The sequence below is a fragment of the Citrobacter sp. Ce129 genome, assembly GCF_030334545.1.
Classification (GTDB): domain Bacteria; phylum Pseudomonadota; class Gammaproteobacteria; order Enterobacterales; family Enterobacteriaceae; genus Citrobacter; species Citrobacter europaeus.
On the sequence record NZ_JAOWDS010000071.1, the window covers coordinates 35,583 to 47,445 of the forward strand.

The 11,863-nt window shown below is 53.3% G+C and carries 10 protein-coding genes; 9 read left to right on the plus strand and 1 reads right to left on the minus strand.

Translation table 11 applies throughout. From position 1 onward, the window contains the following. The first annotated feature begins 1 nt into the window (after window position 1). From cheR to bglB, 9 genes are all read left to right on the plus strand, one after another. A complete protein-coding gene (gene cheR, locus OGV77_RS18670) occupies window positions 2-874 on the plus strand; it encodes a protein-glutamate O-methyltransferase CheR (RefSeq protein ID WP_043016744.1) in 873 nt (290 codons plus the stop codon). Further along, window positions 871-1,920, plus strand: a complete 1,050-nt coding sequence (locus tag OGV77_RS18675) for a protein-glutamate methylesterase/protein-glutamine glutaminase (RefSeq protein WP_043016743.1) — start codon at window positions 871-873, stop codon at window positions 1,918-1,920. Before cheR ends, OGV77_RS18675 begins: the two co-directional genes overlap by 4 nt. Before the next feature lie 18 nt (window positions 1,921-1,938). Further along, window positions 1,939-2,328: a chemotaxis response regulator CheY gene (cheY, locus tag OGV77_RS18680; RefSeq protein WP_043016742.1), complete on the plus strand. Its 390-nt coding sequence runs from the start codon at window positions 1,939-1,941 to the stop codon at window positions 2,326-2,328. 13 nt (window positions 2,329-2,341) lie between these two features. Then, window positions 2,342-2,986 (plus strand): protein phosphatase CheZ, encoded by a 645-nt coding sequence (gene cheZ, locus OGV77_RS18685; RefSeq protein ID WP_029139578.1) that lies wholly within the window; start codon window positions 2,342-2,344, stop codon window positions 2,984-2,986. Window positions 2,987-3,143: 157 nt separating this feature from the next. Then, window positions 3,144-4,295, plus strand: coding sequence for a flagellar biosynthesis protein FlhB (gene flhB / locus OGV77_RS18690; RefSeq protein ID WP_043016741.1), 1,152 nt, complete (start codon window positions 3,144-3,146; stop codon window positions 4,293-4,295). Continuing rightward, window positions 4,288-6,366, plus strand: a complete 2,079-nt coding sequence (gene flhA / locus OGV77_RS18695; RefSeq protein ID WP_003034666.1) for a flagellar biosynthesis protein FlhA — start codon at window positions 4,288-4,290, stop codon at window positions 6,364-6,366. Before flhB ends, flhA begins: the two co-directional genes overlap by 8 nt. Continuing rightward, on the plus strand, window positions 6,366-6,758 hold the full coding sequence (gene flhE, locus OGV77_RS18700; protein WP_043016740.1) for a flagellar protein FlhE: 393 nt from the start codon (window positions 6,366-6,368) through the stop codon (window positions 6,756-6,758). Before flhA ends, flhE begins: the two co-directional genes overlap by 1 nt. Window positions 6,759-7,020: 262 nt before the next feature. Beyond that, window positions 7,021-8,607, plus strand: a complete 1,587-nt coding sequence (locus OGV77_RS18705; protein WP_286502954.1) for an MFS transporter — start codon at window positions 7,021-7,023, stop codon at window positions 8,605-8,607. Beyond that, window positions 8,608-9,747, plus strand: a complete 1,140-nt coding sequence (gene bglB, locus OGV77_RS18710; RefSeq protein WP_080625007.1) for a beta-galactosidase BglB — start codon at window positions 8,608-8,610, stop codon at window positions 9,745-9,747. Here the strand turns inward: bglB and mrdA2 are convergent. Beyond that, entirely contained in the window at window positions 9,719-11,656 is a 1,938-nt protein-coding gene (mrdA2, locus tag OGV77_RS18715; protein WP_087051723.1) for a peptidoglycan DD-transpeptidase MrdA2, read from the minus strand. The two genes, bglB and mrdA2, sit on opposite strands and share 29 nt — an antisense overlap. Window positions 11,657-11,863 lie beyond the last annotated feature (207 nt).

The following is an 11,863-nucleotide window of genomic DNA, read 5'->3' on the forward strand; positions in this document are numbered from 1 at the left end:
TATGACATCATCTCTGCCCACCGGGCAAACGTCATTATTGTTACAGATGACACAGCGCCTCGCGCTGTCTGACGCGCATTTTCGTCGGATATGTCAATTAATCTACCAGCGTGCGGGGATCGTACTGGCCGACCATAAGCGGGACATGGTTTATAACCGCCTGGTCCGTCGTTTACGTACCCTGGGACTGGATGACTTTGGTCGCTATCTCAGCATGCTGGAAGCTAACCAGAACAGTGCTGAGTGGCAGGCTTTTATTAACTCCCTGACCACCAACCTGACCGCGTTTTTTCGCGAAGGGCATCATTTTCCGGTGCTGTCAGATCATGCTCGTCGGCGCAACGGTGAATACCGGGTCTGGAGCGCAGCGGCGTCAACCGGTGAAGAGCCGTATAGCATTGCGATTACGCTCGCCGATACCCTGGGTATGGCACCGGGCCGCTGGCGTGTTTTTGCCAGCGACATTGATACCGAAGTGCTGGAAAAGGCCAGAAGCGGCATTTACCGTCTTGATGAGCTGAAGACGCTGTCACCCCAGCAGTTGCAGCGTTATTTCATGCGTGGCACCGGGCCGCATGAAGGTCTGGTCCGCGTTCGTCAGGAACTGGCGGGGCATGTTGAATTTTCCAGTGTGAATTTACTGGATAAGCAGTACAACGTGCCAGGACCCTTCGATGCCATATTTTGTCGTAACGTGATGATCTATTTCGATAAAACGACGCAGCAGGATATTTTGCACCGTTTTGTTCCACTTCTAAAACCAGATGGGCTGCTGTTTGCAGGTCATTCAGAAAACTTTAGCAACCTCGTGCGCGAGTTTAGCCTGCGTGGACAGACCGTGTATGCGCATGCGCCAGGTAAGGATAAAGCATGAGTAAAATCAGGGTGTTGTCGGTTGATGATTCTGCATTGATGCGTCAAATCATGACCGAAATTATTAACAGCCACAGTGATATGGAAATGGTAGCAACGGCGCCTGATCCGTTGGTCGCGCGGGATTTAATCAAAAAATACAATCCTGACGTCCTGACGCTGGATGTGGAAATGCCACGCATGGATGGCCTCGACTTTCTTGAAAAGTTGATGCGTCTGCGTCCGATGCCGGTGGTTATGGTCTCTTCACTCACGGGTAAAGGTTCAGAGGTCACGCTGCGGGCGCTGGAGCTGGGGGCGATTGATTTTGTCACTAAACCACAGTTGGGGATCCGTGAAGGGATGTTGGCCTACAGCGAAATGATCGCTGAGAAGATCCGCACCGCGTCGCGGGCAAAACTGGCGGCCCATAAGCCTATGGCGGCACCGGCGACCTTGAAAGCGGGGCCGTTACTCAGTTCGGAAAAACTGCTGGTGATTGGCGCGTCAACCGGAGGAACAGAGGCAATTCGCCATGTACTCCAGCCATTGCCGCTTTCAAGTCCCGGTATTCTTATTACCCAGCATATGCCGCCAGGGTTTACCCGTTCATTCGCCGAACGTCTGAACAAACTGTGTCAGATAACCGTGAAAGAGGCAGAAGATGGGGAGCGTGTGCTTCCGGGGCATGCGTATATCGCCCCAGGTGACAAGCATATGGAACTGGCGCGCAGCGGGGCGAACTACCAGATCAAAATTCATGATGGTCCGCCGGTTAACCGGCATCGGCCATCAGTGGATGTGCTGTTCCATTCGGTGGCAAAACACGCGGGGCGTAATGCCGTGGGAGTGATCCTGACAGGTATGGGCAACGATGGTGCCGCCGGAATGTTAGCGATGAACCAGGCGGGTGCCTGGACCATTGCGCAAAACGAAGCAAGTTGTGTGGTGTTCGGCATGCCGCGCGAGGCCATCAATATGGGTGGCGTAAGCGAAGTGGTCGATCTTAGCCAGGTAAGCCAGCAAATGCTGGCGAAAATCAGTGCCGGACAGGCAATACGTATTTGAATCAGGAGTTTATTTTTTATGGCGGATAAAGAGCTTAAGTTTTTGGTTGTGGATGACTTTTCCACCATGCGTCGCATTGTACGTAACCTGCTCAAAGAGCTGGGTTTCAACAATGTTGAAGAAGCTGAAGACGGTGTGGACGCGCTGAATAAGCTGCAGGCTGGGGGATTTGGTTTTGTCATTTCCGACTGGAACATGCCGAACATGGATGGCCTCGAGCTGCTGAAAACCATTCGTGCAGATGGCGCAATGTCCGCCTTACCGGTGCTGATGGTGACGGCGGAAGCGAAGAAAGAGAACATCATTGCGGCAGCACAGGCAGGCGCCAGTGGCTATGTCGTGAAACCGTTCACGGCGGCAACGCTGGAAGAGAAACTCAATAAGATCTTTGAGAAACTGGGCATGTGAGGGTGTGACAATGATGATGCAACCACAAATTAAACCTGCTGACGAACACTCTGCAGGGGACATCATCGCGCGCATCGGTAGTTTGACCCGAATGCTGCGCGACAGCCTGCGTGAACTGGGGCTGGATCAGGCCATTGCCGAAGCGGCGGAAGCGATTCCCGATGCCCGCGATCGTCTCGATTACGTTGTGCAGATGACCGCACAGGCGGCAGAGCGCGCGCTGAACAGCGTGGAGGCTTCGCAGCCGCATCAGGACGCGATGGAAAAAGGGGCCAAAGACCTGACCAAACGCTGGGATGAATGGTTCGAAAATCCGATCGAGCTATCCGACGCCCGTGAACTGGTCACCGATACCCGCCAGTTCCTTGGCGATGTGCCAGGACATACCAGTTTTACTAACGCTCAACTGCTGGACATCATGATGGCGCAGGATTTCCAGGACCTCACCGGTCAGGTCATCAAACGCATGATGGATGTTATCCAGGAGATTGAACGTCAGTTGCTGATGGTTCTGTTGGAAAACATCCCGGAGCAGGGTGCTCGTCCAAAACGTGAAAACGAAAGCTTGCTTAACGGCCCGCAGGTTGATACCTCAAAAGCCGGCGTGGTGGCAAGTCAGGATCAGGTTGACGACCTGCTGGACAGCCTCGGTTTCTGATGAGTATTTGCCGGATGTGGGGCGTGACCTCTCATCCGGCTTACGCGCAATTCTGCTTAAAGCCATAAATCCCGTCTTTTTTACCGCTTACTCTTCCCATTGCTGGATGGACGTTCTGGCATCATTCTCGCCTATATCTCTATCCAGGGTCTGATGCGTGGCAGAAGAAAGCGACGACGACAAAACAGAAGCCCCCACACCCCACCGACTTGAAAAAGCACGGGAAGAAGGGCAGATCCCCCGATCCAAAGAGCTGACCTCGCTGCTTATTTTGCTGGTGGGTGTGTGCATTATCTGGATTGGCGGGGAGTCGCTCGCCCGCAGGCTGGCCGGCATGCTGTCTGCCGGATTACGTTTTGACCACAGTATGGTCAACGACCCTAATCTGATCCTCAGTCAAATCATCCTGCTGATTAAAGACGCGATGATTGCGCTGTTACCGTTGATTACCGGCGTTGTTCTGGTGGCATTAATCTCCCCGGTGATGCTCGGCGGCTTGATCTTCAGCGGTAAATCTCTGCAGCCCAAGTTCTCTAAGCTGAATCCGCTGCCGGGCATTAAACGCATGTTCTCCGCGCAAACCGGGGCAGAACTGCTTAAAGCGATACTGAAGTCCACGCTGGTAGGCAGCGTGGCTGGGTTTTACCTCTGGCATAACTGGCCAGCGATGATGAGACTGATGGCGGAATCTCCGATTACGGCGATGGGCAACGCCCTGGATTTAGTGGGTATGTGCGCGCTGTTGGTGGTGCTGGGCGTCATTCCGATGGTGGGGTTTGACGTCTTTTTCCAGATTTACAGCCACCTGAAAAAACTGCGTATGTCGCGTCAGGATATCCGGGACGAATTTAAGCAAAGCGAAGGTGACCCGCACGTTAAGGGAAAAATACGTCAAATGCAGCGTGCGGCCGCACAGCGTCGCATGATGGCGGATGTGCCGAAAGCGGACGTTATTGTTACTAACCCCACGCACTATTCGGTGGCGTTGAAGTATGACGAGAACAAAATGAGCGCGCCGAAAGTTGTCGCCAAAGGCGCGGGGCTGGTGGCGCTGCGCATTCGTGAGATTGGCGCCGAGCATCGTGTCCCTACGTTAGAAGCGCCGCCGTTGGCGCGTGCGTTATATCGCCATGCTGAGATTGGTCAGCAAATACCGGGTCAATTATATGCCGCCGTTGCCGAAGTACTGGCATGGGTATGGCAGCTAAAACGCTGGCGTCTCGCCGGCGGCAAGCGTCCACCACAACCTGAAAACCTTCCGGTGCCTGAAGCACTGGATTTTTTGAACGAGAAGACTACTGATGGCTAATCTGGTCGCGATGCTGCGCCTGCCCAGCAACCTGAAATCCACGCAATGGCAAATCCTTGCCGGACCGATCCTCATCCTGCTGATCTTGTCGATGATGGTGCTGCCGCTGCCGGCTTTCGTCCTCGATTTGCTGTTCACATTTAACATCGCGCTGTCGATCATGGTGCTGCTGGTGGCGATGTTCACCCAGCGTACGCTGGAGTTTGCCGCATTCCCGACGATTTTGCTGTTTACCACATTATTACGCCTCGCCCTGAACGTCGCGTCGACGCGTATCATTTTAATGGAAGGTCATACCGGCGCGGCGGCGGCGGGGAAGGTGGTTGAAGCCTTTGGTCACTTCCTGGTGGGGGGTAACTTTGCGATCGGCATCGTGGTCTTCGTTATTCTCGTCATCATTAACTTTATGGTAATCACCAAAGGTGCAGGGCGAATCGCTGAGGTTGGCGCGCGTTTTGTGCTGGATGGTATGCCCGGCAAGCAGATGGCGATTGATGCGGATTTGAATGCCGGTCTGATTGGCGAGGATGAAGCCAAAAAACGGCGCTCGGAAGTGACCCAGGAAGCGGATTTCTACGGCTCTATGGACGGTGCGAGTAAATTCGTACGTGGAGATGCCATCGCCGGTATTCTGATCATGGTTATCAACGTGGTCGGCGGCCTGTTAGTTGGGGTGTTGCAGCATGGTATGAGCATGGGCAGCGCTGCGGAAAGTTATACCCTGCTGACCATCGGTGACGGGCTGGTGGCACAAATTCCTGCTCTGGTTATCTCCACCGCGGCGGGGGTTATCGTGACCCGCGTGAGTACCGACCAGGACGTAGGCGAACAGATGGTGACCCAACTGTTCAGTAATCCCAGCGTTATGCTGCTCAGCGCGGCGGTGCTTGGGCTTTTGGGTCTGGTTCCGGGCATGCCGAACCTGGTGTTTCTGATGTTTACCGCTGCGTTACTGGGTCTGGCCTGGTGGATGCGCGGTCGTGAGCAAAAAGCGCCAGATGAACCGCAGCCGGTGAAAATGCCGGAAAACAACTCCGTGGTGGAAGCGACGTGGAATGACGTACAGCTGGAAGACTCCCTGGGAATGGAGGTCGGTTATCGCCTGATCCCGATGGTAGACTTTCAGCAGGATGGCGAGTTGCTGGGGCGAATTCGCAGTATTCGTAAGAAATTTGCCCAGGATATGGGCTTCCTGCCGCCGGTGGTGCATATCCGTGACAATATGGATCTGCAGCCAGCCCGCTATCGAATTTTGATGAAAGGGGTGGAAATTGGCAGTGGTGACGCCTATCCGGGACGCTGGCTGGCCATTAACCCGGGTACCGCCGCCGGGTCGCTGCCGGGTGAGAAAACGGTCGATCCGGCTTTCGGACTGGACGCTATCTGGATTGAAAGTGCATTGAAGGAACAGGCGCAGATTCAGGGCTTTACGGTAGTTGAAGCGAGTACCGTTGTCGCGACGCATCTTAACCACCTGATTGGGCAGTTCGCTGCTGAGCTATTTGGCCGTCAGGAGGCACAGCAGTTACTGGACCGTGTCTCGCAGGAGATGCCAAAGCTGACGGAAGATTTGGTGCCGGGCGTTGTGACGCTCACCACGCTGCATAAAGTGTTGCAGAACTTACTGGATGAGAAAGTACCGATTCGCGATATGCGCACCATTCTTGAAACGCTGGCTGAACATGCGCCGCTGCAAAATGATCCGCATGAGCTTACCGCGGTCGTCCGTGTAGCCTTAGGACGCGCTATCACTCAGCAGTGGTTCCCGGGTAATGAAGAGGTTCAGGTTATCGGCCTTGATACCCCGCTCGAGCGTTTGCTGCTGCAAGCGCTGCAGGGCGGCGGCGGCCTGGAGCCAGGGCTGGCAGACCGATTGCTGGCCCAGACTCAGGAAGCGCTGTCCCGGCAGGAAATGTTGGGCGCGCCGCCAGTCTTGCTGGTTAACCACGCGTTGCGTCCGTTACTGGCACGCTTTTTACGTCGCAGCATACCGCAGTTGGTGGTGTTATCGAACATGGAGCTTTCCGATAACCGCCATATCCGCATGACGGCGACTATTGGAGGTAAATAATGCGTAAGTTACTGTTGCTGTTGTTGTTTCCTCTGGCGGTACAGGCTGCCGGGGAAGGGGCGTGGCAGGCAAGCGGGATGGGGATCACCTTAAACCACCGCGGTCAGTCAGCCTCGTCCGCTCCTCTGGTACCCAGCCAGCCGGTCTCGGGGTTGATGACGCTGGTGGCCTGGCGCTATGAACTTAATGGCCCAACGCCCGCGGGTTTACGGGTGCGTTTATGTTCTCAGTCCCGCTGTGTCGAGCTGGATGGGCAGAGTGGAACCACCAACGGATTCAATAATGTTCCCGCCATCGAACCGATGCATTTTGTCTGGGAAGTCCCCGGTGGTGGTCGTCTGATCCCTGCCTTACAGGTTCAGAGTAATCAGGTGATCGTGAACTATCGTTAACACCTTCCTTCAGTCATGCCAGCAGTAGAAACTGCTGGCTGCTTCGCACTTTTAGCCTGCCTCTTTGATTAAATAGAAACGCTGTTTTATAAAATAGGTGACATACGTTGCCGGACTCTTTGTGCTGTTGCCAGTTTGCGAACCCCCTTGGCAGAAATAGAAAGGTTTCACTTCCTGTTAGCTTTTACTGTGACCCGGTAAGGATGCCCAATGTCAAAGCGAGGATTGCGGGGCCTCCTAATAATGTGCAGGGGTAACGGCAATGAAGACACGTAAAATCGGACTGGTTAACTATTTTGCCTACGGTTCGGGAGATTTTCTAGGCGCAGGCACCACGGCGTTAACTGCGGCGTGGTTACTCTATTTCTACACCACGTTCTGTGGTCTGACGCCTATCGAAGCGACCTTTATTTTTGCCACAGCCAGGGTGCTGGATGCCGTCGTTAGCCCATTAATGGGTTTTTTGACCGATAACTTTGGCTCAACCTGGCTTGGCAAACGCTTTGGGCGGCGTAAGTTTTTTATTCTGTTGGGGATTCCCTGTGTCTTTAGCTACTCGCTGATGTGGGTCGGCGACATGGGATTCTGGTATTACCTGCTCACCTATCTGATTTTTGACGTGGTCTACACCATGATTCTGGTGCCTTACGAAACGCTGGTACCCGAAATGACCGATGACTTTAAACAGAAAACCAAATTCTCCGGCGCGCGTATTTCGATGGCGCAAATGTCAGCCATTCTGGCCTCATTCTTACCCGGCGTTCTGCTGACGCTATTTGGCAAAGATAACCCGGTGTCTTTCTTCTACGCCAGTCTGGTGTTCTCTGTGCTGTGCGCGCTGATGCTGACGTTCGTCTGGTTTTTTACCTGGGAGCGACCGCGAGAAGAGTGGACTGAAGCCGCCCTGCGAGCCGAAGAAGAGAAGAAAAGCCTGACCTTTAGCCAGAGTATGAACCGCTTGTTTGTTGAACTGAGTTCAACTCTACGCATCCGTATATTTCGCCAGCATTTAGGAATGTATCTTGGCGGCTATATTGCTCAGGACGTCTTTAACGCCGTCTTTACTTACTATGTGGTGTTTGTGCTGATGCAGGAAGCATCAATGGCATCCAACCTGCTGGGTACGATGGCTATCTTCCAGTTCATTGCTGTTATCGCCATGATCCCATTGTGCATTCGTTTCGGACCTGCGCCGTCTTATCGCATGGTGGTCGTCCTGTTTGGCCTCAGTTCACTCTCCTATGCGGGGCTGTATTACGCCGGACTCAGCGATGTTTATTCTCTGCTACTGCTGGTATCTGCCGTGGCGGGTCTGGGGCGTGGGGGGATCAATTACGTTCCCTGGAATACCTACACCTATATTGCGGACGTTGACGAAGTGATTACCGGTCAGCGTCGGGAAGGGATCTTCGCCGGGATTATGACGTTAACGCGCAAAGCGTCGCAGGCGGGCGCGGTGATGCTGGTGGGGATCGTCATGCAGTTGTCCGGTTTTGTCTCCGGCCAGAGCGCACAGCCCGCGGCGGTTAGCCATACCATCCTGTTAATTCTGAGCTGCGGAACGTTAATTGTTCTGGCGCTGGGTTTCCTGGTTTCCCTGCGCTTCAAACTGAACCTGCACACGCACAGCACCCTGCGTGAAGAGACCGCAAAAATGCGTGAGTCCGGGCGGCCTGTGCTGGAAGGACTTTCCGCTGAGGGACGCGCCACCGTAGAGATGCTGTCCGGCATGCCATATGAATCACTTTGGGGTAACAACAATATTGGTTACCTGAATCGTAATAAACCAGCGGCACCCAAACTGGAAAAAGGCGCCGCATTGAATTCGACATTGACAGAGGTTAAGTAAATGATTGTTTACCCGGTTAAACATAGCCCATTGTTGCGCCAACCAGAACATTTTATTGCCAGGGATGAATTAAAAGCGTTGATCAAAAAGGTGACGCATAACCTGGTCAATATTCATGACGAAACCGGTGAGTTCTTACTGCGTCTGGACGACGGACGCGTGATTGATACCAAAGGCTGGGCAGGATGGGAGTGGACGCACGGCGTCGGATTGTATGGTATGTATCAGTATTATCAGCAAACCGGCGATGAAACGATGCGCGATATCATCGACAGTTGGTTTGCCGATCGTTTTGCCGAAGGCGCAACCACCAAAAACGTTAACACCATGGCGCCGTTTTTAACGCTGGCGTATCGCTATGAAGAGACGCGTAATCCAGCGTACCTTCCGTGGCTCGACAGTTGGGCAGAGTGGGCAATGCATGAGATGCCGCGTACAGACTATGGCGGTATGCAGCACATTACGCTGGCGGAAGAGAATCATCAGCAGATGTGGGATGACACATTGATGATGACGGTTTTACCGCTGGCGAAAATTGGCAAGTTGCTTAATCGTCCCGACTATATTGAAGAAGCAACCTATCAGTTCCTGCTGCACGTGCAAAACCTAATGGATAAAGAAACGGGGCTGTGGTTCCACGGCTGGAGCTATGAAGGACAACATAACTTCGCCAACGCTCGCTGGGCGCGCGGCAACAGCTGGTTAACTATCGTCATTCCGGATTTCCTCGAATTGCTTGATTTGCCACAGAATAATGCAGTGCATCGCTATCTGGTACAGGTTCTGAATGCGCAAATCGCCGCGCTGGCGAAGTGCCAGGATGAAAGCGGATTGTGGCATACCTTGCTGGACGACCCACAGTCGTATCTGGAAGCGTCGGCAACCGCCGGCTTCGCCTATGGGATCCTCAAAGCGGTTCGTAAACGCTATGTTGGGCAAAACTATGCGTCGGTAGCCGAAAAAGCCATCAGAGGTATTGTGCAACATATTTCAGCCGAAGGTGAACTGCTGCACACCTCGTTTGGAACCGGAATGGGTCACAATCTCGATTTTTACCGCAACATCCCACGGACCTCCATGCCTTACGGACAAGCGATGGCGATGCTGTGCCTTACCGAATACTTGCGTAAGTATTTTTGATATCGGCGTCCGATGGCGCAGCTGCTATCGGACCTGATTGTTCCGGTGTCTCTGTTTGCTCGGCGTTGTCCTGCGGCGCAAACAGATGATCCATGATTTGACGCATAACCGGCGCGGCGGTGACGCCATCGCTGCCGCCGTTTTCGAGAATTAACGCTACGGCGACTTTCGGGTTTTTATACGGTGCAAATGCGGTATAGAACACATGGTCGCGCAGGCGCACGGGGATCATTTTCGCATCGTAGGTTTGATTTTCTTTCAGGCTAAAGACCTGGGATGTGCCACTTTTCGCCGCAATGCCGTAAGATGCGGTGTGAAAGAACTTATAGCCCGTGCCGTTTGGTTCATTCGCCATGCCGAACATCGCCTGACGCACCAGTCCCCAATAAGGTGACGAGGCAGACGCGATTTGCGACGGTGCTTCGGAAGCCTGATACGGTGTAATAGTTTTTCCGCTCTCTTCATCAAGTAGCAGGTGAGGAGCGATAACTTTGCCATTGTTAATCAGCGCGACCATGGCTTTTACCATCTGAATAGGCGTGGCAATCCAGTAGCCCTGACCGATGCCAACCGAAATGGTATCTCCCTGATACCAGGATTTTTTATGCACTTTCTGCTTCCATTCGCGACTTGGGAGCAGGCCGTTATACTCCTCATCAAGATCGATACCAGTCGGTTTGCCATAGCCAAACTGGCTGAGCATGCTGTTAATCCGGTCGATCCCCATCATAAACGCCACCTGATAAAAGAACGTGTCCGCAGACTCTTCAATCGCTTTGGTGACATCCAGCATACCGTGGCCCGTTTTTTTCCAGTCGCGGTAATGTCGTTCTGTGCCGGGAAGCGTCCAGGTGGGAGCGCCGAAGAAACTGGTCTGCGGCGTGATCACGCCGTCCAGTAAAGCTGACATCGCCATGTACGGTTTGACCGTGGAGGCGGGAGGATACAGCCCCTGGGTGACGCGGTTGATCAATGGCAGGTCTTTATCCTGCAGCAGTTTGTTATAGTCCTGATAGCTGATGCCTTTGACAAACGGGTTCGGGTCATAGCTGGGATTAGAGACCATTGCCAGCACGGAGCCGTCGTGCGGATCCTCAACCAAAACAGCAGCCCGCTGGCCCGCTAACAGGCTCTCAATGTATTGCTGCAAATGTAGGTCCAGCGTCAGATGGATATCTTTTCCGGCAACGGGCGGCACATCCTTGATCAGGCGTACGATGCGTCCGTGGTTATCCACTTCCACCTCCTGATAACCGGTTTTCCCATGCAGCTCATTTTCGTAATAATGCTCGATCCCCTGCTTACCGATGTTGTGATCGGCGGCATAATTCTCTGCCAGGCCTTTCTTATCCAGCGCTTTAAGGTCGCTATCGTTGATTTTTGATACATAGCCAAGGACATGCGCCAGCGCGGCGCCATAAGGGTACTGGCGGTCTTCATAGCTGTTGATAGTGACGCCGCTGAAATGAAACTGGTTAACCGAGAAACGGGCGATTTCCACATCGGTCAGCGCATTTTTCAGCACGACAGGGCGATAGCGACTGCTGGCTTTCAGCTCATGGCGAAACTGGTCAATGTCATCAGGAGTGAGGTCAACGATGGGCGTGAGCTGCCTGATCAGCGCGTTCATATCGCTGATTTTGTACGGCGTAACGGAAATATCGTACCAGGTCACGTTGCGCACCAGCGGAATGCCGTTGCGATCGTAAATCATGCCACGCGTTGGGGCGACGGGCAGCATTTTGATGTCGTTTGCATTCGACCGGGTGGTGTAATACTGGTGCTGACAAATTTGTAAGTTGTAGAGATTGTAAATCAGGATGCCAAAACAGATGACTACAAGGCCGAAGGCCACCAATACACGCCGTTGGAAGAGTTTTTCTTCCGCCTCAAAATCTCTGAATGTCATTGACCCGTACCCGATTAATTTGCCGCCTAATGATACGGAGGCTTAAACGGGATGACAGGCAAAAAATGTTCCATATCTCTACGGAAATGTGTCATTCCTTGTGGGTTGTAACAAATTACAATGCACGTAGCCGTTTATCGTAGGCTGGATAGCGGTCATTCGGGAAAAAAAAAGCCCGCGACATAGCGCGGGCTTTCACAGTACTGG

Coding starts and splice junctions, on each gene's coding strand:
- flhE (WP_043016740.1), top strand. CDS start 6,366: ATGCGTAAGTTACTGTTGCTGTTGTTGTTTCCTCTGGCGGTACAGGCT.
- cheY (WP_043016742.1), top strand. CDS start 1,939: ATGGCGGATAAAGAGCTTAAGTTTTTGGTTGTGGATGACTTTTCCACC.
- OGV77_RS18705 (WP_286502954.1), top strand. CDS start 7,021: ATGAAGACACGTAAAATCGGACTGGTTAACTATTTTGCCTACGGTTCG.
- cheZ (WP_029139578.1), top strand. CDS start 2,342: ATGATGCAACCACAAATTAAACCTGCTGACGAACACTCTGCAGGGGAC.
- OGV77_RS18675 (WP_043016743.1), top strand. CDS start 871: ATGAGTAAAATCAGGGTGTTGTCGGTTGATGATTCTGCATTGATGCGT.
- flhA (WP_003034666.1), top strand. CDS start 4,288: ATGGCTAATCTGGTCGCGATGCTGCGCCTGCCCAGCAACCTGAAATCC.
- bglB (WP_080625007.1), top strand. CDS start 8,608: ATGATTGTTTACCCGGTTAAACATAGCCCATTGTTGCGCCAACCAGAA.
- mrdA2 (WP_087051723.1), bottom strand. CDS start 11,656: ATGACATTCAGAGATTTTGAGGCGGAAGAAAAACTCTTCCAACGGCGT.
- cheR (WP_043016744.1), top strand. CDS start 2: ATGACATCATCTCTGCCCACCGGGCAAACGTCATTATTGTTACAGATG.